Source organism: Pseudomonas sp. MYb2 (genome assembly GCF_002979955.1).
In the GTDB taxonomy this organism is placed as follows: domain Bacteria; phylum Pseudomonadota; class Gammaproteobacteria; order Pseudomonadales; family Pseudomonadaceae; genus Aquipseudomonas.
Genome location: NZ_PCQC01000023.1, coordinates 13,217 through 34,145, shown reverse-complemented (window position 1 = coordinate 34,145; position 20,929 = coordinate 13,217). Strand labels below are relative to the sequence as shown.

The window sequence follows — 20,929 nt, the reverse complement described above, 5'->3', positions numbered from 1 at the left end:
AATGGAACTGGCCAGCCTGATCGGACGCCTCAACCCGGATAACCGCCGTGCGCTCGAACGTGCAGCGCAACGGTGTTTGCAACGCGGTCACCACTTTGTCGAGATCGAACATTTACTCCTCGAACTGCTCGACATCGAAGGCGGCGACCTGGCTTTCCTGCTGCCGCGTTTCGGTCTTGAACGTGATGCGTTGACGGCCGAAATCAACAAGGCACTGGATCTGTTCAAGGCTGGCAGTACCCGCACACCGGCGTTGTCTGCGCACACCTTGGGACTGCTGGAAGACGCGGTGGTGCAGGCCAGCGTGCTGGGCATCGACAGTATTCGTTCAGGGTTGTTGTTACTGGCGTTGATTGATCGTGATGAGCGTCGCAGCCTGCTGCTCAACAGTGCATCGTCGCTGCTGAGAATCCCTAAGGAAGTCCTGCGCGCCCACCTGCTGGAGTGGACGGAAAACTCTCGCGAGCATGTCGGCGCGCGCAGTGCCTGCGCTGGCAACCCGACGCCACGGCAAGACTCGGTGCTGGATCAGTACACTCAGGATCTGACCGCCGACGCCCACGCCGGACGTATCGATCCGATTGTCGGGCGCGACGGCGAGATCCGCCAGTGCATCGACATTCTGTTGCGGCGTCGGCAGAACAACCCGATTCTGGTCGGCGCTCCCGGTGTCGGCAAAACCGCCGTGGTCGAAGGTCTGGCCCTGCGCATCGCGGCCGGCGATGTACCGCCGTCATTGCAGGAAGTCAGCCTGCGCGTGCTCGACCTCGGTTTGTTGCAGGCTGGCGCCGGCGTCAAAGGCGAATTCGAACAACGTTTGAAAGGCGTGATCGACGCGGTGCGCAGCGCCGACAAACCGATCATCCTGTTCATCGACGAAGCCCACACGCTGATCGGTGCTGGCGGTGCCGAAGGCGGCAGCGATGCGGCCAACCTGCTCAAGCCCGCGCTGGCGCGTGGCGAGTTGCGCACGCTCGCGGCCACGACCTGGATGGAATACAAAAAATACTTCGAGAAGGATCCGGCCCTGGCCCGTCGCTTCCAACTGGTGCAAGTTGAAGAGCCGGACGAGATCACCGCCGTGGAAATGCTCCGTGGCGTGGCCGCCAAACTTGAACAGCACCACGGCGTGCAGGTGCTCGATGCCGCTATTCATGAAGCGGTGAAGCTCTCGCACCGCTACATTTCCGGCCGTCAGTTACCGGACAAAGCCATCAGCGTGCTCGACACCGCATGCGCCCGGGTCGCCCTCGGCCAGCACGATGTGCCGCCACCGCTGGAGAGTCTGCGTCATCGCCAGCAAAGCCTGAAAGAAGAAGTCGAACGCCTGCGCCGTGAACAAGCCACCGGGCTGGATCACCGCGAACGCATCACGCTGCTGGAAAGTGAGTCGAAGACCAACGTTCAGGCTATTCGCGAACTGGAAACCCGCTGGAGCGAAGAGCGCGTCGCCGTACGCGAACTGCTCGATACCCGCCGTGAACTGCTGGATTTGAGCGAACGCGCCGACAGCGAAAAACCCGATGAAGCCACCGACAGTCGCATCGATTATCTGGCCGCCGAACTGCTGCGTCTGGAAGCCGGGCTCGACGCGATTCGCCAGGACGATCCACTGGTGCCGGAGCAGGTCGACACCAAAACCGTCGCCGCCGTGATCGCCGGCTGGACCGGCATCCCAGTCGGCAAGATGCTCGCCGACGAAGCGCACGCCGTGCGCACACTGGGCCAGCGCATGGGCCAACGGGTCATGGGCCAGAGCCTCGCGCTCAATACCATCGCTCAGCGTTTGCAGGCTTATCGTGCCGGCCTCACCGACCCGCAAAAACCGGTCGGTGTATTCCTGTTGGTCGGGCCCACGGGTGTGGGCAAGACCGAAACCGCTTACGCGCTGGCCGACGCGTTATACGGCGGCGAACGCAACCTGATCAGTATCAATCTTTCGGAATATCAGGAGGCGCACACCGTCAGCCAACTCAAGGGCGCACCGCCCGGTTACGTCGGTTATGGCAGTGGCGGTGTACTCACCGAAGCAGTACGGCGCAAACCGTATTCGGTGGTCTTGCTGGATGAAATCGAGAAGGCGCACCCGGATGTGCTGGAGGCGTTTTACAACGTCTTCGACAAGGGCCTGATGGAGGACGGCACCGGGTTGGTGGTGGACTTCAAGAACACCGTGATGCTCGCCACCAGCAACGTCGGCGCTGAGCTTTTACTTGATACGCCGGTGGCACAACTCGGCACGGAAGCCTTCAACGAAGCCCTGCACAACGTCCTGCTACAAGCCTTCCGTCCCGCGTTTCTGGCGCGCATGACGGTGGTCGCTTATCGACCGCTGGACGAGGCGACGCTGGAAGGGATTGTCCTGGCCAAGCTTGAGAAGTTGCGTGGCCGCTACAAGGCAGCGACCGGTAAACAGTTCGAGTTTGATTCAGGAATCGTCAAGGCAGTGCTCGCCAAGTGCAGCGCGGCGGGTGCGCGGGATGTCGAGAATGTGTTGATGACGCAGGTGACGGGAAAGCTGGCGGAGTGGGTGTTGGAATGAGCAGTGTCAGCGTCTTGCGCAGTAAATTTTAATCAACATTTTGAAATGGAGTATTAAAATGAAAGTTTACGTTTTCCCTGTTAGCAATGGCGTTGCTTATTGGGGTGTAAAGTCCCTGCTCAACCCCTATACCGGGGGCGCCGCATATTGTGCGGGGTTCCCTAGTGTTTTTGGCGGAAACGATGATGATGACAATACTTACGTGACTTGCGCCAAAGAGGCTACCGAGGAATCCCACAGGAAAGTTGAGCTCGATTCGGCTGTTTTCAAACTCCTCTGGACCACCAAAGTCGACGCCGTTCACTATATTTACTATTACGCCACGGGTTTCCATTATTACCCCGCCGCAGTGCTGTCTGTTGCTCAGGCAGCCATGCCCAGTTACCTGGAAGGTACCGGAGACGTGCTTTTACTCGACATGAATGCAGCACCAGTTCCTGACTTGACCAATCTGGCGGCGCTTATCGATTGGATCTTACAACAGTTCAGATTGCAGTTTCCGCACCCCGGCCCTGTGGACCCTATAAATAACGCAGAAGCACGACAGCAGTTCAACGCATCCGAACATATAACCGCGTTCGCGCACTTGGTTTCACGACATCAAGCGGATCCAATCAACTAGTTCGTTGATTATTCAATGTTGGCACTGAATATTGATTATCACGTGAGTATTTTCGATGCCCCGCTCCTCCGACAGCGCCACCACCCTCTCCCTCACCGCCGCCTCGCTGTCGGCGCTTTACCCTGAATCCCTTTCCGGTAACGAAGCGCTCAATATGCTGGGCGTGCAAACCCTCAACGGGCTCAATGACGGCGCGCCCCTCACCCTGACTTCGGCCGTCGCTACACACGTCACCACCACCCTGCACAACGATGCCCAACAACGCCCCTTTGACGCCTTGGTCGCCGAGATCCGACAACTCCCCGCCGACGCCACGGCCGAACGCTATCAACTTGTACTCAGGCCGTGGCTCTGGTGGCTGACTCTGGCCAGCAACAACCGAGTGTTCCAGAACCTCGCGACAGCGGACATCGTCACGACCATTTTCAAGGCTTACGGTTTCACTGACTTCAAGCTGTCGCTGACCGGCAGTTACACGCCGCGCGAGTACTGCGTGCAGTACGGTGAAACGGATTTCGCTTTTGTCTCGCGCTTGTTGGAGGAGGACGGGATTTTCTGGTTTTTTACCCATGACGCCGGCACGCACACGCTGGTGCTCGGCGACAGTAACGACGCTTTCGTACAGATCCCCAACGGGCCGATAGTCAAGTACCTGGGTCAAGGATTGGGCGAACGAGAATTGCACGGCATCCGTTGCGGCCAAGTCAGTTTACAGGCCGTGTCCGGAGTGTACCGGGCGACGGATTATGAATTCACCACCCCAACAACTTCTCTTTATGGACAGGCAGAAGCCGTGGCCGGGCCACTCTCGATCTATGCGCATCCGGGTGGTTACAACGCCAAGGCGCGCGGCGATACCCTGACCAAGCAACGGGTGGATGGCTTGCGCAGCGAGGAGAAGCGTTTTGTTGGCGAGAGTGACTGTCGCTGGCTGATTCCCGGGCATTGGTTCACCCTCGACGGGCATGACGACAGCAGCCTGAACATCGATTGGGTGGTGACCCGCGTCACTCACGACGCCAGCCACGAGAGCTATCGCAACCGCTTCGAAGCGATCCCCAAAAGCACCGCGTTTCGCCCGCAGCGCACCACGCCGAAACCACGCATGCATCCGCAAACAGCGATCGTCGTGGGCAAATCCGGTGAAGAAATCTGGACCGACGAATACGGCCGGATCAAGTTGCAGTTTCCGTGGGATCGCGATGGCAAGAATGACGAAACCAGCTCCTGCTGGGTGCGCGTGGTGTTGCCGTGGAGTGGCAAAGGGTTCGGCATGCAGTTCATCCCGCGCATCGGCCAGGAAGTCATCGTGACGTTTATCGACGGCGATCCGGATCGTCCACTGGTCACTGGCTGCGTCTACAACGGCGACAACGCCCTGCCCTATGCTCTCCCGGCCAATCAGACACAATCGGGAATCAAGACCCAGTCTTCCAAAGGTGGCGGCGGTTTCAACGAGCTGCGCTTCGAAGACAAAAAGGACGCTGAAGAAGTGTTCTTGCAGGCGCAAAAAGATCTGAACATCAACGTGCTCAACGACGCCACCGCCATCGTTGGCCACGACGAAACCCTCACCGTACAAAACGCCCGCACGCGCACGGTGAAGGACGGCGACGAAACCGTCACGCTGGAAAAAGGCAAGCGCAGCGTCACGATCCAGACCGGCAGCGACAGCCTCGATGTGAAAGACAGCCGTACGGTGAAAGTCGGTGCTGATCAGAACCACAGCACCGGCGGCAACTACACCGACAAAGTCACCGGTGATTACAGCCTGACCGTGGATGGCAACCTGACCATCAAGGTCAGCGGCACCCTCACCCTGCAAAGTGGCGGCAGCTTCACGATCAAGAGCGGCGCGGATCTGGCGACGTCGGCGAGCACTTCAATCACGCAGAAGGCCGGCACCGCGATGACCAATCAGGCCGGCACTTCGCTGGACAACAAGGCCGGCACGACGCTGACCAACGACGCCGGCATCAGTCTGACCAACAAGGGCGCTGCCTCGCAGACCGTCGACGGTGGCGGCATGCTGACCATCAAGGGCGGTCTGGTGCAGGTCAATTGACAAGGAGAAGCCATGGCAATCACACCGCTGGATCTGCAGCAGGCTGACAAGCAGCTCAAGGGCCGCTTGCAGGACGGCCAGCTTGATGGACCGCTGAACATCAAGGATGACGGGCGCAAGCAGGCCGATCTGCATTACCGCGAGGGCGAGTTGCAGGGCACGTCACTGCTGTATCACCCCAGTGGCAAGGTCTCGGCGCAAATGCCGTTTGTGCACGACAAGCTGCAAGGTGTGGCGAATTTTTACGCGCCGGAGGGTTTTTTACAGCGCAAGGCGACGTATCGGCGAGGCCTGCTGCATGGCGAAGCGTTCAATTACTTCGCGGATGGGCAAGTGGCGGAGGCGGAGTTTTATCGCGATGGCGTACGTGAGGGGCGTTATCAGCGCTTTCATCCGAATGGCAAACCGGCGGTGGAAGCGCGTTATCTGAACGGGCAATTGATGGAACCGGAGCAAGGCTATGCCGAGGACGGGCGGCCGCTGGGCGCCGATGGCAAGCCGATTTCGCGGGTGCGCTGGTGGTATCGGCAGTGGGCGGATCCGCAACAGGCCTGAAAACCCCGGAAGAGCCCCTCACCCTAGCCCTCCCGAAACGTCGGACCGCCCAGAGGGAGAGGGGACCGACCGAGCTGTCTTGCTTCATACATCGACCTGCAAGACCGAGTCGATTATGGATTCACAGCTAGATTTTCACGTCGGCGTAGCTCATCAATATCCCCCAATCGGCTCCCTATCCCCCTGGGAGAGGGCTGGGGTGAGGGGTTTGGATTTCACGCCGAGCACAAAACTCAAGGGATGAGCATCTGCATCTGCCCCGGCACCACAATCTTGATCACCCCCGCCCAGTTGCACATCAACGTCGAGTTGGCATCGATCGCTGGCATCCCTCCCAACAGCAACGTCGGCGCCCCGCCGGGAATCCACGGTGTGGCCGTCGCAGGGATGCACGGCATCGGCGTCAACACACCCAGAGCGGCGGCCGTCGCTGCAGCGACCATCGGATTGGCCAGGCTCATGCACACGCCGAACGGCAGGATGTTGACCAGCGGGATGTGATCCATGATGTTCGCCGCCGGCATCCCGCCGGTCAGCGTGCGGTTGACCGGCAACACGTTGAGCATCGACGGCGCAGCGCCGAAGCTGCACTGCAGCGTGGCCGAGGCACAGACTTGTGGGCAGCCCATTTCAAAGCTCCTTTTCGACCATGGCATACCCGCTAAACCTTAGTCTGCCGCTGCCCTTCGCGCACATTCTCAAAGGTGATTATCCGGCAACACGCTAACCTATAAGACCGCCCCGCGCTTGTGACCGCCCGAGCGCACCATTAGATTAGCCAATGATGTCTGGCCTCCAAAATAAGCAGAAGGGATAAGCATGGCGCTTACTGACCAGTCCACCCGTATCCGCTCCGGCGAAGAACTCGATGCCAGCCTGATCGATCCGTACCTCAAGGCGCACATTCCGGGCCTCAGCGGCACACCTGCGATCAGCCAGTTTCCCGGCGGTGCGTCGAACCTGACCTACCTGCTGGAATACCCGGAGCAGGAATTCGTTCTGCGCCGTCCGCCGTTCGGCCACAAGGCCAAATCCGCCCACGACATGGGCCGCGAATTCCGCATTCTCAATCAGCTGCGCGACGGCTTCCCGTATTGCCCGAAAGCTTATGTGCACTGCACCGACGAATCAGTGATCGGCGCCGAGTTCTATGTGATGGAACGGGTCAACGGCATCATCCTGCGCTCGGAACTGCCGCCGGAACTGGGCCTCGATTCGGCAAAGACCGAAGCGCTGTGCAAAAGCTTCATCGACCGTTTTGTCGAGCTGCACCGCGTCGATTACAACGCCTGCGGTCTTGGCGACCTCGGCAAACCAGAAGGCTACGTCGCCCGCCAGATCAAAGGCTGGAGCGAGCGCTATGAGAAAGCCCTGACCCCCGATGCGCCACACTGGGAAAAGGTCAAAGCCTGGCTCAACGACAAGATGCCGGCCGACCACCCGACCTCGAGCATCGTCCACAACGACTACCGCTTCGACAACGTCATCCTCGACCCGCACAACCCGATGCAGATCATCGGCGTGCTCGACTGGGAACTGACCACCCTCGGCGATCCGCTGATGGATCTGGGCAACACCCTCGCCTACTGGATTCAGGCCGATGACCCGGCACCGGTGCAACTGATGCGCCGCCAGCCGAGCCATGCGCCGGGCATGCTCACCCGCCGCGAGTTCGTCGATTACTACGCCGAACGTTCGGGCATCCAGATCGACAATTTCGACTTCTACTACACCTACGGCCTGTTCCGCCTGGCCGGCATCGTGCAGCAGATCTACTACCGCTTCTACCACGGCCAGACCCAGGACAAACGCTTCGCGCAGTTCATTCACATGAACAAACTGCTGGAGCAGATGAGCCTGCAAGTCATCGCGAAATCGAGCCTCTGACGGCCCACACCAAGGAACCCCTATGTCCAAGACTCAGTTGTTCGACCTCGACGGCAAAATCGCTTTCGTTTCCGGCGCCAGCCGTGGCATCGGTGAAGCCATCGCCAAACTGCTGGCCCAGCAAGGCGCCCACGTGATCGTTTCGAGCCGCAAACTCGATGGCTGCCAGCACGTCGCCGACGCGATCATCGCCGCTGGCGGCAAAGCCACAGCCGTGGCTTGCCACATCGGTGAAATGGAGCAGATTGCCCAAGTATTCGCCGGGATCAAGGAACAGTTCGGCCGCCTCGACATTCTGGTCAACAACGCCGCGACCAACCCACAGTTCTGCAACGTGCTGGATACTGACCTGAGCGCGTTCCAGAAGACCGTTGACGTGAACATTCGCGGCTACTTCTTCATGTCGGTCGAAGCCGGCAAGCTGATGCGCGAAAACGGTGGCGGCAGCATCATCAACGTCGCGTCGATCAACGGCATTTCGCCGGGGATTTTCCAGGGCATCTACTCGGTGACCAAAGCGGCGGTAATCAACATGACCAAAGTTTTCGCCAAGGAATGCGCGCAGTTCGGCATCCGTTGCAATGCCCTGTTGCCGGGCCTGACCGACACCAAATTCGCCTCGGCACTGGTAAAGAACGATGCGATCCTCAAGCAGGCGCTGACGCAGATCCCGCTCAAGCGCGTGGCCGATCCGAGTGAAATGGCTGGCGCCGTGTTGTATCTGGCCAGTGATGCATCGAGCTACACCACCGGCGTAGCGCTGAACGTGGACGGCGGTTTCCTCTCCTGACCTCCTGCTAGCCCATGTGCTGATCGCGGATCACGACTGACCCATGCAGGAGCTGCCGACGGCTGCGATCTTTTGATTTTGTTGTTAGAGACAAGATCAAGGATTGCAGCCTTCGGCAGCCCCTGCACGGCCTGAATATTTATTCTGATATTTGCATTAACGGAATTTTTATTCCATAAATAGCCTTCCTGAAAATAAAAATCCAAAGGAAGACGGCTATGCGCGAACTCGGTATCGGTCTCATCGGCACAGGTTTCATGGGGCGTGCCCATGCCTTGGCGTTTCGCAATGTCAGTGCAGTGTTCGAACTGCCGTTCAGACTCACCCTCGCCGCCCTCGCCGACGCCGACCCGCAGCGTGCCCGCCACTGTGCCGAAGCCTGGGGTTTTGCCGGCCATCATAGCGACTGGCAACAATTGATCGATGATCCCAAGGTCAATCTGGTCGCCATCACTACCCCTAATCACCTGCACTACCCGATGGCCATGGCCGCCCTGGCTGCCGGCAAAGCGGTGTACTGCGAAAAACCCCTGGCGGTGAATCTCGAACAAGCCAGCGCGATGTGCCAGGCCGCCAGAGACGCCGGCGTAGTCACCCGGGTCGGCTACAACTATCAGCACAATCCGATGATCACCCTGGCGCACGACTTGATACGCGACGGCGAACTCGGCGAGATCATCAGCTTTCAGGGCGAGTTCAGCGAAGACTTCATGGCCAACCCCGACTCGCCGTGGTCATGGCGCTGCGACCCGGACCATGCTGGCGGCGCATTGGCCGATCTCGGCAGTCACCTGCTGGCAATGGCGCGCTATCTGCTGGGTGACATCGAAGCCGTCTGCGCCGACACCCAGACCGTGCATACCCAACGCCCGGCCGGGACCACGCAAAAACCGATCAACGTCGACGATCAGGTACATGCCTTGCTGCGTTTCGCCAACGGCGCACGCGGCACGTTCAGCAGCAGTTGGCTCAAACATGGCTACAAGAATCACCTGAGTTTTGAAATCAGCGGCACGCGCGGCACCCTGACGTTCGATCAGGAGCGTTTGAACGAACTGCGTCTGTTCCGCGCCGGACAAGACGGCTTCCAGCGCCTGCTTGCCGGGCCTGACCTGCCGGGCTACGCCGCCTTCAGCCCGGCCCCGGGCCACCAACTGGGCTACAACGAACTGAAGACGCTAGAGGTACATGACCTATTGATGGCACTGGCCGGCTCCCATCAGGGTGGCACCGACTTCGAACAGGCCTGGGCGGTCGAGCGTCTGGCCACGGCAATTCGCCTCGCCGCACACGAGCGGCGTTGGGTCTGGCTCGAAGAAGTTTAAGCTTCAGGCACCCATGACTTTCGGCAACTGCCAGCCAAAATGCACTGACAACAGGCGCAGCAGCAAACACGCTGCGCCTGCCAGCAACGCCGCAATGGCCCCCGCCACAGCAAACACTGCCGTGCCGAGCAGATCGGCGATCAGCACGATCCGCTCAACCCGGGACTTTTGCCCCGCCGACGTTACTGAGTGACGCAACGGGTGGTGGTGATGTGTCGAGTCACTTGCCCGTCGACGTACATGTCGCCGGCGACCTCAGTATTTTCGAGAACCTGGCAAGTACGTTCCGGCGGTGGAGGTGGAGTGACGGGTGGCGGTGGCGGCGGACTGGCACAGCCTGCCAGCAGCACGGCAAAAAAAGCCAACGGCAACACGCGATTCCCAGGATTGTTCATAGGACGACCCGCGGTAAATTGAAGACCTACTTGCGCGCCCCGACCGGCCACGCAAGACCTGACCACTCATTCTTTATAGCCGAGGTCACCGCAAGCGCCAGTAAAGACGCCTGATCAGCCTGCCAGGGCTGTCGATTTTACGCACGCCGCTGCTTTCACGGGCAGCGCGTACACGGGTTATGCCAGGTCGGGGTCCCGTGAGGAGCGCAGGGAGTTGCTTTCGAGCTCGTAGCGTAATTCGTCGATCAACGCCTCCACCGACTCCGGCGTGCGCAGCGCATCGAGTTTCAGCCCACTGATCACCAGATCCACCTGCCCCGACACTGGGTGATATAACTTCACGGTCAGCGAATGATCACCATCCACCAGACATTCACATGCCAGCGGCGAAAAACTGCGCTCAAGCTGTGCGCGTAACTGCGCAAGATTCATCATTACGGCGGTTCCTTTAGCAACTTCGAAGGGACGCGACCACAAACCTCAAAAGGCTCGCGCCGCACCCCAACAGACTAAGAACAGCCACCCGACACCAACACCTCAAAATGCACCAGATCAACTAGTGCATTTGCACCCTATCGCTGCCCCTTGCCACCCGGCTCCCCAGAAAACAAACCACGCTCCCGCGCCCAGACAATCGCCTCACTGCGGCTGTGCACATCCAGCTTGGAATACACCGTGGCCACATGATTACGCACGGTATTCGGCGCCAGTTTCAGCCGCGCCGCGATCTCCTTGTCCGCCAGCCCTTCACAGATCAACCCCAGCACATCGCGCTCACGCGCCGTCAGATCGGTGAACGACACGCTTGGCAGTTGCGGCGAATTGACCTTCTTCACATTGGCCAGCTTCTCGATCAGCGTACGACTGAACCAGGAAGCATCCTTCATCACCTCTTCAATCGCCGCCACCAGTTCAAGCTCGGTGCGTTTGCGCTCGGTGATGTCCATCAACACCAGCAAATAACACGGTGTGTCCTGAATATTCACGGTATCGGCCGACAGCGCACACTCAAGCAGTTCCGAATCCTTCTTGCGCACCCGCACGTCCACCCGATCCACTCGACCGTTTTTCGCCAGAGCGGTCAGCAAACGCGTGCGCGCACCGCTGTCATCGATGAAATCCAGCTGCGTCACGGTTTTGCCGAGCACGTCTTCGCTGTCGTAGGCCAGAGTTTCGAGAAAGGCCTGATTGACGTCGATCACCTGCTGCTCATCGGCACTGCAAATCAGGATCGGCACCGGCGTCAGGCGAAAGGCCTTGGCAAAACGCTCCTCGCTCTGACGCAGCGCCACCTCGGCCTTGTGCCTCGGCTCCATGTCGACGAAGGAAAACAGCATGCAATCCTCATCGTTGAGCGTCAGCGGCTGGCCGGCCACGATCACTTGCTTGCTGCCGCCATCAGGCAGGCGCAATTCGGACTGCATCTGCGGAATGGTCGCGATATCGCGCAGACGCTGAATCGCCAGATCCTTTTTCTCGGCCTGTTCGAAGATGTCGATCTCATAGGCCGAGGTGCCGATCACTTGTTCGCGGGTATAGCCGGTCATTTCGAGAAAGCCGAGATTGACCTTGATGTAGCGCAGGTCGCTGAGACGGCAAATCACCGCCGGCGCCGGGTTGGCGTTGAAAGTCTTTTCGAAGCGTTGCTCAGCGTTGGCCCAGTCGGTGACGTCGCTCATGATCAGCACCAGCGATTCGGGCTGCCCTTCGCGATCGGTGAGGATCATGCTGCGCACACTGTGCACCCAGATACGTTCCGGATCATCGGTCGGCGACACTTCGATCAGTACGTCATTGAAACTCTCACAGCGCGCTACCCGGCTGATCGGGTAGTTTTCGGCGGTGATCGAGTGATTATTGCGATAGCGCAAGTTGAATTTCTTGGCGTATTCGTCGGCATTGTGGCCCAGATCGGTGATCCGGCTGACACCGTGCATGGACAGCGCGGCTTCGTTGGCCCAGAGAATGCTCTGATCCAGCTCCAGCAGAATCACCCCGTCGGACAGCCCGGCGATGATTTGCTGCAACTGGCGGCGGTTGGTTTCGGTGGTCAGGACTTCCTGGCTCATTGGATCTCCACAAGTGATACGCCCATGTGAAGAGTACGACCGCAGCGCCCTCTGATCGTGCCGAGCATAAATGTTCGCAACGGCACAAATCCCTTTGTAGGAGTGAGCCTGCTCGCGATAGCGGTGTGTCAGCCAGCAGAGCCGTTGAATGACACATCGCTATCGCGAGCAGGCTCACTCCTACAAGGGATTGGATTTCAGTTCGAATTTTGCGTCTTGAGTTCCCGTAGCGTGTCAAGAAACAGCTTGAGCACTGGCGAAGCATCGTCGGCGCGATAAGTGGCATACAACGGCACCTCCGGCAACGCCGGCGTCAGCCGCCGAAACACCAGCCCCGCCGGCGCCAATTGCTCGATGGACGCCGGCAACAGCGCCACGCCAAACCCGGCGCGCACCAGGCTGAGCAAGGTCTGTACCTCGATCACCTGCTGACGGATCTGCGGGGTGAACCCGGCCTGAATGCAGCACTGATAGAGAAAATTGGCGAACCGCGACTGCTTCAATTCCAGCGCCACAAACGGCTCCTGCGCCAGATCCGCCGGGGCCAGCACCTCGCGCTGCGCCAGCGGATGGTCCGTCGGCATCACCACATGAATTGGCTCGTAGATCAGCAACTCATTGCGTAACAACGGGTCGTCATAGCCGACGCGAAACACGCAGGCATCGATACGCTTCTCCTTCAACGCCTTGACCTGCGCTGCCGGGGTCATCTCATGCAAGCGCCAGTTGACCTGCGGATAGCGCTCTCGAAACAGGTGCAAGGCCTTGGGCAGCACGCCGACCATCACCGAACTGATCATGCCGATTTCCAGCTCGCCCAATTGCCCGCGCCCGGTCTGTCGCGTCAGGTCCAGCGCCCGTTCGAGCTGTTCGAACACCAGCGGCGCCTGCTCCTTGAGCATCTGCCCCGCTGCGGTCAGTTCAACCCGATGATGGCTGCGCTCGAACAGCGGCGTGCCGAGTTCTTCCTCCAGCAAACGAATCTGCTGGCTCAGCGGTGGCTGGCAGATGTGCAGGCGTTCGGCGGCTCGACCGAAGTGCAGCTCATCGGCGAGCGCCATGAAGTAGCGGAGTAGACGCAAGTCCATGGCGGCTTACCCCAGACTCAGCGGTGTCGAACGCTGGCGCACGCCGGTCAGCGCGAACAACGCATTGGCGATGGCCGGCACCACCGAAGGGCTGCCCAATTCGCCGACACCACCGGGTTTGCTCGGCTCACCGTCGAGCACGAGGATGTCGGTGGCCGGCATGTCGGACATGCGCGTGACGCGATAGTCGTGGAAATTGCTCTGCACCACCCGGCCCTGCTTGATATCGAGCCGATCGAACAACGCGTGGCCGAAACCCCACATCAAACCGCCGTAGATCTGCTCTTCAACGCCGCCGGGCGACACCGCCAAACCGCAATCGACCACGCAGGTGAGCTTCTCGACTTTCGGCTTGCCGTCAACGGTCGAAACCCGCGCCACCACCGCGATGAAACTGGTGTAGCCCTGATTGGTCGCGATCCCCAGCGCTGTGCCCGGCGGCAATGGTTTACCCCAACCGGCACGTTCGGCGGCTTGTTTGAGTACCGCCACATGGCGGGGTCTTTCCTGCATGTTGGCCAGCCTGAACGCCAATGGATCTGCACCGGCCGCATGCGCCAGCTCATCCATGAAGCTCTCGACGGCAAACACGTTGGGGATAAAGCTCACCGAACGATACCAACCGCTTGGCACGTTGCTTTCGTGCTTGACCCAATTCAGCTGCAGATGCGGCGGGCGATAGGCGAAGTCCCACGCGGTGATCGCTTCGGTGGTGCTGTAATCCATCTTGTCTGGACGTTCGAAGTACCCCGGCTCCCACTGCTCCGGCGAGGCCGGCGACACCGCGTGCAGTTGCAGCGCGCTGAGTTTGCCTTGGGCGTCGAGCGCGCCTTTGACCCGATGCAGCGTCGCCGGATGATAGAACAGCGCGTGCATTTCATCTTCACGGCTGTTGAGCAGTTTCACCGGCACGCCGGTTTTCTGCGCCAGATACGCGACTTCAAACAACCAGTATTTGGCCTCCCGCGCACCGAAACTGCCGCCGGAGACCAACTCATGAATGGTCACGTTGGCCTTGTCGATCCCGCACACGGTTTGCGCCGCTTCCAGCGCCGAGGACGGCACCTGCACGCCGCCCCAATAGGTGATCGCCTTGTCCTTGACCTGCGCGGTGATGCAGATCGGTTCCAGCGGGTTTTGCACCTTGTAGGGCATGGTGTAATCGGCTTCGATCAGCTGCGCCGCGCTCGCCCATTGTCCGGCGACATCACCTTGGGTCATGGCTTTGACGGTTTGTGCTGTCGGATCGCCGATGGCCTTGGCTTGAGCGCTGAATAGCTGCTCGCTGTCGAACCCGGCCAGCGGCGAGTCACTCCACTGGATCTCCAGCGCTTTGCGGCCCTGCTGCGCGGCCCAGAACGTGTCCGCCAGTACCGCGACGCCTTCCAGATTGCCGCCGAGCACATCGGGGCGGCCCGGAATCGCCAGCACTTTACGCACGCCCGGCACTTGCAGGGCCGCCGCCGAATCGACGCTGACAACCTTCGCCCCGACCACCGGCGCACGCAGGATCACCGCCACCAGCATGCCCGGCAATTGCACGTCGATGCTGTACTTGAAACGCCCGCAGACCTTGGCCGCTGCATCGCGTTTATGCCGCAGTTTGCCGATGTACTTGAACTGCGCCGGATCCTTCAGCGTGACGTTGGTCGGGGCGGGCAGATTCGCCGCGACGCCGACCAGTTCGCCATAACCGAGGCTGCGCTTGCTCGCCGTGTGCATCACTCGACCTTCCTCGGTGGTGCAACTGTCGGGGCTGACTTTCCACTGTTTCGCGGCAGCGGTGATCAATAGCGCCCGCGCCGTGGCGCCGGCCATGCGCAGGCGATCGTATTCCAGAGAAACGCTGGTGCTGCCGCCGGTGGAGAAGACTTTCCAGACCGGATGAATGTAGGTTTCGAAGAACGGATCTTCCGGGGTGATCACCTGCACGGTCAGCGGGTTGACGTCCAATTCTTCCGCCACGCACGCGGCCAGCGCGGTGTGCGTGCCGGTGCCGGAATCGTGCTTGTGCACCACCAGTTTCACCGTGCCGTCGGGAAAGATCCGCACCCAGGCATTCGGTTCGAACTCGCTGGCCGGAGCCGGGGCTTTCGGGTCAGTCGCCGCTATTGCGCTCGGCAGATACAGGGCAATTGCCAAACCTGAAGCGATGGTCGCCGCTTGCTTGAGAAAAACCCGCCGCGGCAGTTCAATGCGGCTGTCGTCAATGGGGCTCATCACGCCTCCTTCGGCGCATTCGCCGCACGTTTGATCGCTTTGTTGATACGTCCGTAAGTGCCGCAGCGGCAGATATTTCCGGACATCGCATTGCGGATCGAATCGTCGGTCACCGCCGCACCGGTGTTGAGCAACGCGGCGGCGGACATGATCTGTCCGGATTGACAGTAGCCGCATTGCGGCACATCTTCGGCGACCCAGGCCAGTTGCAACGGATGACTTTGCGTCGGCGACAAGCCTTCGATGGTAGTGATGCTGTGGCCCGCGACGGCGGCCGCCGGCAATTGGCAGGATCGCACCGCAACGCCGTCCAGGTGCACGGTGCAGGCACCGCACAGGCCCATACCGCAACCGAACTTGGTGCCGGTGAGTTTCAGTTGATCACGCAGTACCCATAACAAGGGCATGGAGGAGGACGCTTCATCCAGCTCGCGTCGTTCGCCGTTAACCGTGAATGCAATCATTGTCAGGCTCCAAAAGAGCGGCCCGTCTTTGTGCGGGCCTGGTGACCGATTATTGGAACCCCGAGCAAAACCCGGCCAGCGACGATTTCTGCCAACCGCTGTAAGCAGGACTAACAACATGTACAAGCGATACCCGTCGGTGCAGTCCATGAGCGCGTTTATCCACGCCGCGCGCAGCGGCAGTTTCTCCAGCGCTGCGCGCAAACTCGATCTGACCCACAGCGCGATCAGCCAGCAGATTCGTGCGCTGGAAGATTTCATTGGCCAGCCGTTGTTTGTGCGCGAAGGTGGCGGCAGCAACCTGACCGATGCCGGGCAGTTGTTTGCCAGTGTCTTGTCGGACGGTCTGGCGCAGATTGATCGGGCGATCTCGTCGGTGAAAAACCGCAGCGTCGCGCAACGGTTGACGCTCGATGTCGACAGCGAACTAGCCCAGAGCTGGCTCAATCCGCGCCTGCCGCAGTTGCTCGACGGGCTGCCGGATTACGAGGTGACGTTGCTGTCGATGCCGCGCAGTGATCGCAGCACGTTTGAGCGGGTCGATCTGGCGTTGCGCTACGGCTATGGCGATTGGGACGACTGCGAAATCACGCAGATTTGTGGCGATCGGGTGTTGGCGGTGGCTTCGCCTGATCTGCTGGAACGCTATGGTTTGCAGGTGCCGTTGAGCCCGGCGCAGATTCTCCAATTACCGTTGTTGGGGTATACGCGGCGCTCATGGATTCCGTGGCTGGATGCCGCCGGCATGACCCCGAGCGAACCACCGGCGCGGGTGATTTTTGATAACGCGGCCAACCTTATCGCCGCTGCAGAAGCTGGCGTTGGCGCGGGGTTGGTGCGTGGATTACTGGCGGCTGATGCGCTGCGCAGTGGGCGCTTGGTGGCGTTGAACGAGGCGCAGATTGCCGCGCATTACAACCTTTACGCGGTGTGGCCGCCTGGGCAGGCGGAGCGTGTGGCGCCGGTGGTTGAAGCGATCAAACTGTTGGCCCTGCGGACACTTGAAATCCAGCCCTCACCCTAGCCCTCCCGAAACGTCGGACCGCCCAAAGGTAGAGGGGACTGATCGTGGGATATTGACGACTTACGCCGACTTGAGAGATCAGCTTTGAATCCATAATCGACTCGAACTTTCAAGTCGATGCATCGCGAAAAACACCTCGGTCGGCCCCCTCTCCCTCCGGGAGAGGGCTGGGGTGAGGGTAGCTCCTGATCTGCCCATATCGAACGCATATCACCACCCCGCCCAATTAATATTGTACGAACCCCTCCCCCCTTTCCAATACTCGCCCTCAGCAGCCACCCACCCGGGCCGGATGCGAACAGGCGAGGGAATGCGCGAATCCTGCGCATAGCAACGGCCGATTGCCCGGGACGTGGATGCCGAGAGCCGCAAGGCTCCCTTCCCCGCTATCAGGAGATCGACTGCAATGATCATCGATATCAGCTGCTATCCCACGGATCTCGTGGACCTCGCCTGGAGGCATGACGGTGACCCGTTCACCGGCGAGCGTCTGCTGGAGATGATGGATGGCCCGTACATGGTCAACGGCAAGCCGCGCCGTATCGACAAAGCCTTCATCCAGCCACCGCAAGGCAACACGATTTACACCTGGACCGACGGCGACCTGACCGGCCGTGAATCCATCGACGCCTACATGGCCTACACCCTGAAAATGGTCCAGACCTACCCGGACCGCTTCATCGGCTGCTTCGTCTACAACCCGCGCTGCGGTGTGGAAAACGGCGTCGAGGCAATCGAGCGCTACGTCAAGGAACACGGTTTCGGCATGGTGCAGATGCAGGCCAACATGCATGCCTACCGTCCTGACCGCGCACTCGACTGGGTGCGCCCATGTTTCGAGAAATGCGCCGAGCTGGGCATTCCGGTCAAGCTGCACACCGGCGACGGGCCTTACAGCATCCCGTCGGAATGGGTGCCGATGATCAAGGAATTCCCCAACGTCAATTTCATCATGGCCCACTTCGGCGTGCAGACCGGCGGCGTCTACGTGTTTGAACCGATGCAATGGGCGATGGAATTGCCCAACGTCTACTGCGAATCCGGCTGGTGCCTGCAATCGCGGATCGTCGAATTCGCCAAGGTTCTGCCGACGCACAAAATTCTCTTCGGCACCGACACGCCCCCGAACGAACCGGGCATGTGGTTGCGCCTGCTCGAAGTGCTCTGTCACGAGCCGCCACAAGGCTTGAACCTCGACGAGGACACCCTCGAAGACTACCTGGGCAACAACACCGCGCGGATGATTGGCCTCGAACCCACCCCGCCACCGCGTTCCGTTTCCGAAGCAGAGGCGCAACTCAAGCGTCCCGTCACCACTCAACTGGCCAGGAGCTGAACCGATGATCATCGACACCCATCTGCACCCCACCAACTTGGTCGACGAGGCCTGGCGCCACACTGGCGAACCATTCACCGGCGAGCGCATGCTCAAGCTGATGGACGGCCCGTACATGATCAACGGCAAACCACGCCGCATCGACATGGGTTTCATCCAGCCGCCACCAGGCAACACCGGCTATCGCGACGGCAACCGCCGCGGCCGCGAGGGCGTGCGCGACTACATGTCGTACATCGCCGAACTCTGTGTGAAGTACCCGGACCGCTTCATCGGCAACTTCAACTTCAACCCGCGCTGGGGACCGGAAAACGGTGCGGCGGAGCTGGAATTCCACATCAAGGAATACGGCTTCAAGATGCTCAAGCTGCACGCCAACATGCACGGCTATCGCCCGGATCGCGCACTCGACTGGCTGCGTCCGGCGATGAAGGTCTGCGCCAAGTACAACATCGTCGTGCTGATCCACACCGGCGACGGTCCGTACACGATTCCGACGATGTTCTACCCGATCATCCGCGAGTTCCCGATGGTCAATTTCATCATCGGCCACTTCGGTATCCAGACCGGCGGCAACTACTCGTTCGAAGCGTTCTGGATGGCGATGGACACGCCGAACGTGTACTGCGAATCGGGCTGGTGCTTCCAGTCGCGAATCGTCGAGTTCGCCAAGGAACTGCCGCGCAACAAGATCGTGTTCGGCACCGATTCGCCGCCGAATGAGCCGGGGATGTGGCTGAGGGAACTTGAGGTGTTGTGCTCACCGGCACCGCAGGGGTTGGGGATTGATGAGGATCATCTCGAAGACTACCTGGGCAACAACATCGCAAGGTTGTGCGGGATCGAACCGACGCCACCGCCCAAGGACCTGGCCGAGGCCGACATACGCCTGACCACCACCTATCTCTAGCTAACGCCAATCTCATTGTAGGAGTGAGCCTGCTCGCGATAGCGGTGTGTCATTTAGCGGTGATAGTGACTGACACACCGCTATCGCGAGCAGGCTCACTCCTACAGGGGAGCGGTGTTCAACACAGAGCACACAGCGACTTTACAGGCACGAAGATGACCCGGCGTTTCGCTCGCCCGGCAGGCCAACGGCTGGCTGCGCGAACGCCCTCTCACCCCTGCGTGCCTGCTTTTTACGAGGTGACACCATGACCCGTTCGACGCTCGGCGATTCTCAGGACTTTCACGTGTTCATCGACGCCTATCGCCGTGAGTACCCGGACGATGTGCTGACCGTCACCCAACCGATTTCCGCCGACCAGGACGTCACCGCCCTGGTCGACGCCCTCGCCGCTCAGGGCCGCGATCCGCTACTGATCTGCGAAAACGTTGGCAACCTCGGCGTGCCGGTGGCGACCAATCTGTTCGCCTCTCGCACCCGCATCGCCCGGTTGTTTGGCGTCACTCCGGCGCAACTGCACGAAACCTTCCAGACCCGCGCCAACCAACCCATCGCCCCACGTTATGTGGAGACCGGTCCGATCCTTGATGAAGTCTTCGAAGGCGAAGCGCTGGATCTCGCGCTGCTGCCGATGCTCAAGCATTTCGACAGTGATCGCGGTCCGTACATCACCAACGCGATCATCGTTGCCGAAGACCCGCTGACCGGCATCGCCAACATGAGCTACCACCGCTCGATGCGCCACGCCCGTCAGGCCCTCGCCACCAGCCTGCATTCACGCGGTCACCTGTGGCGGATGCTGCAGACCGCCCGCGAACGTGGCGAAGAATTACGCGTGGCCATGGTGGTCGGTGCGCATCCGCTGTTCATGCTCGCCGCCGCTGCACGCCTGCCGTATGGCAGCGATGAACGCGCCGTCGCTGGCGGCCTGTTCGGCGCGCCGCTGGAGCTGGTGAAAACCCCGCGCTACGGCATCGGTGTACCGGCGTACGCGGAGTTTGTTTTAGAGGGCGCCATCGACCCGGCGGCCTACGCCGAAGAAGGTCCGTTCGGCGAGTTCAGCGGTTATTCCTCGGATCGCTCGACCAACAATGTGCTGCGCGTTGACACCCTGTTAAAGCGCAAAGATGCCTGGCTGGTTGACGTGATGGGCGGCCGCTACGCCGAACACCTGACCCTCGCCCGCCTGCCCCGCGAAGCCGAGATGAGCGAAAAACTCAAGGCGCGTTTCCCCGCCGTCACCGCCGTGCATTACCCGAATTCCGGCACGCATTTTCACTGCTATGTGGCGCTGGATCAGAGCCGTGACGGCGAGGCGCGGCAGATCATGCTGGCCTTGCTCGGCTGGGATCCGTATCTGAAAACCGTGATCGCGGTGGACAGCGATATCGACATCAGCGATGACAGCCAGGTGTTGTGGGCGCTGGCCACGCACTTTCAGCCGCACCTGGATATTTTCACCATTGATGGTTTGCCCGGGAGTCCGCTGGATCCATCGTCGTCGGTCAATGGCACGACGTCGCGGATGGGCCTGGATGCGACTCGCGGTTCAGGATTTGACGGGATCAAGGCGCAGCTTGATCAGGATGTTCTTGAGCGGGCGAGGGTTTTGCTCAAAGGTCTGCAATCGTGAACCG

At 60.3% G+C, this 20,929-nt stretch carries 19 protein-coding genes; 11 read left to right on the top strand and 8 right to left on the bottom strand.

Annotation, left to right across the window (positions count from 1 at the left end; genetic code table 11):
• The first annotated feature begins 1 nt into the window (after position 1).
• The 4 genes from tssH to CQ009_RS26385 are packed head-to-tail and all read left to right on the top strand — an operon-like array spanning position 2 to position 5,784.
• Positions 2-2,542 carry a type VI secretion system ATPase TssH gene (gene tssH / locus CQ009_RS26400; protein WP_105709164.1) on the top strand — a complete coding sequence of 847 codons (2,541 nt, stop codon included), beginning with the start codon at positions 2-4 and terminating at the stop codon, positions 2,540-2,542.
• Between the two features lie 58 nt (positions 2,543-2,600).
• Positions 2,601-3,164, top strand: coding sequence for a hypothetical protein (locus CQ009_RS26395; RefSeq protein WP_105709163.1), 564 nt, complete (start codon positions 2,601-2,603; stop codon positions 3,162-3,164).
• A gap of 55 nt (positions 3,165-3,219) precedes the next feature.
• Positions 3,220-5,229 carry a type VI secretion system tip protein VgrG gene (gene tssI, locus CQ009_RS26390; protein WP_105709162.1) on the top strand — a complete coding sequence of 670 codons (2,010 nt, stop codon included), beginning with the start codon at positions 3,220-3,222 and terminating at the stop codon, positions 5,227-5,229.
• 12 nt (positions 5,230-5,241) lie between these two features.
• A complete protein-coding gene (locus CQ009_RS26385; RefSeq protein WP_105709161.1) occupies positions 5,242-5,784 on the top strand; it encodes a toxin-antitoxin system YwqK family antitoxin in 543 nt (180 codons plus the stop codon).
• Between the two features lie 233 nt (positions 5,785-6,017).
• On the opposite strand, the gene CQ009_RS26375 is transcribed toward CQ009_RS26385, so the two are convergent.
• The gene (locus CQ009_RS26375; protein ID WP_064390546.1) at positions 6,018-6,413 is read right to left on the bottom strand and encodes a DUF4280 domain-containing protein; all 396 of its coding nucleotides are present in this window, start codon (positions 6,411-6,413) and stop codon (positions 6,018-6,020) included.
• Between the two features lie 190 nt (positions 6,414-6,603).
• Between CQ009_RS26375 and CQ009_RS26370 the strand changes: the two genes are divergently transcribed.
• The 3 genes from CQ009_RS26370 (at position 6,604) to CQ009_RS26360 (ending at position 9,786) form a co-directional block, all read left to right on the top strand.
• Positions 6,604-7,671 carry a phosphotransferase family protein gene (locus tag CQ009_RS26370; RefSeq protein ID WP_105709159.1) on the top strand — a complete coding sequence of 356 codons (1,068 nt, stop codon included), beginning with the start codon at positions 6,604-6,606 and terminating at the stop codon, positions 7,669-7,671.
• 22 nt (positions 7,672-7,693) lie between these two features.
• Positions 7,694-8,461, top strand: coding sequence for an SDR family oxidoreductase (locus CQ009_RS26365; RefSeq protein WP_016985259.1), 768 nt, complete (start codon positions 7,694-7,696; stop codon positions 8,459-8,461).
• A 218-nt stretch (positions 8,462-8,679) separates the two neighbouring features.
• Entirely contained in the window at positions 8,680-9,786 is a 1,107-nt protein-coding gene (locus CQ009_RS26360; RefSeq protein WP_105709158.1) for a Gfo/Idh/MocA family protein, read from the top strand.
• 3 nt (positions 9,787-9,789) lie between these two features.
• On the opposite strand, the gene CQ009_RS30115 is transcribed toward CQ009_RS26360, so the two are convergent.
• From CQ009_RS30115 to CQ009_RS26325, 7 genes are all read right to left on the bottom strand, one after another.
• A complete protein-coding gene (locus CQ009_RS30115; RefSeq protein WP_177430999.1) occupies positions 9,790-9,933 on the bottom strand; it encodes a hypothetical protein in 144 nt (47 codons plus the stop codon).
• A gap of 35 nt (positions 9,934-9,968) precedes the next feature.
• On the bottom strand, positions 9,969-10,181 hold the full coding sequence (locus tag CQ009_RS29885; RefSeq protein WP_146117574.1) for a hypothetical protein: 213 nt from the start codon (positions 10,179-10,181) through the stop codon (positions 9,969-9,971).
• Positions 10,182-10,358: 177 nt separating this feature from the next.
• Positions 10,359-10,616: a DUF1652 domain-containing protein gene (locus CQ009_RS26350; RefSeq protein ID WP_064390550.1), complete on the bottom strand. Its 258-nt coding sequence runs from the start codon at positions 10,614-10,616 to the stop codon at positions 10,359-10,361.
• A 137-nt stretch (positions 10,617-10,753) separates the two neighbouring features.
• Positions 10,754-12,250: a helix-turn-helix transcriptional regulator gene (locus tag CQ009_RS26345; protein ID WP_105709156.1), complete on the bottom strand. Its 1,497-nt coding sequence runs from the start codon at positions 12,248-12,250 to the stop codon at positions 10,754-10,756.
• 197 nt (positions 12,251-12,447) lie between these two features.
• Positions 12,448-13,338 (bottom strand): LysR substrate-binding domain-containing protein, encoded by an 891-nt coding sequence (locus tag CQ009_RS26335; protein WP_064390552.1) that lies wholly within the window; start codon positions 13,336-13,338, stop codon positions 12,448-12,450.
• 6 nt (positions 13,339-13,344) lie between these two features.
• The gene (locus tag CQ009_RS26330; protein WP_105709154.1) at positions 13,345-15,558 is read right to left on the bottom strand and encodes a xanthine dehydrogenase family protein molybdopterin-binding subunit; all 2,214 of its coding nucleotides are present in this window, start codon (positions 15,556-15,558) and stop codon (positions 13,345-13,347) included.
• Entirely contained in the window at positions 15,558-16,022 is a 465-nt protein-coding gene (locus tag CQ009_RS26325) for a (2Fe-2S)-binding protein (protein ID WP_105709153.1), read from the bottom strand. Before CQ009_RS26325 ends, CQ009_RS26330 begins: the two co-directional genes overlap by 1 nt.
• Before the next feature lie 118 nt (positions 16,023-16,140).
• Between CQ009_RS26325 and CQ009_RS26320 the strand changes: the two genes are divergently transcribed.
• From CQ009_RS26320 to CQ009_RS26305, 4 genes are all read left to right on the top strand, one after another.
• Complete coding sequence (locus CQ009_RS26320; protein ID WP_105709152.1) at positions 16,141-17,046, top strand: LysR substrate-binding domain-containing protein; 906 nt, start codon at positions 16,141-16,143, stop codon at positions 17,044-17,046.
• 406 nt (positions 17,047-17,452) lie between these two features.
• Entirely contained in the window at positions 17,453-18,382 is a 930-nt protein-coding gene (locus tag CQ009_RS26315) for an amidohydrolase family protein (RefSeq protein WP_008081962.1), read from the top strand.
• A gap of 4 nt (positions 18,383-18,386) precedes the next feature.
• Positions 18,387-19,292 carry an amidohydrolase family protein gene (locus CQ009_RS26310; RefSeq protein WP_064390555.1) on the top strand — a complete coding sequence of 302 codons (906 nt, stop codon included), beginning with the start codon at positions 18,387-18,389 and terminating at the stop codon, positions 19,290-19,292.
• A gap of 247 nt (positions 19,293-19,539) precedes the next feature.
• Positions 19,540-20,925, top strand: coding sequence for a UbiD family decarboxylase (locus CQ009_RS26305; RefSeq protein WP_105709151.1), 1,386 nt, complete (start codon positions 19,540-19,542; stop codon positions 20,923-20,925).
• The last annotated feature ends 4 nt before the right edge of the window (positions 20,926-20,929 follow it).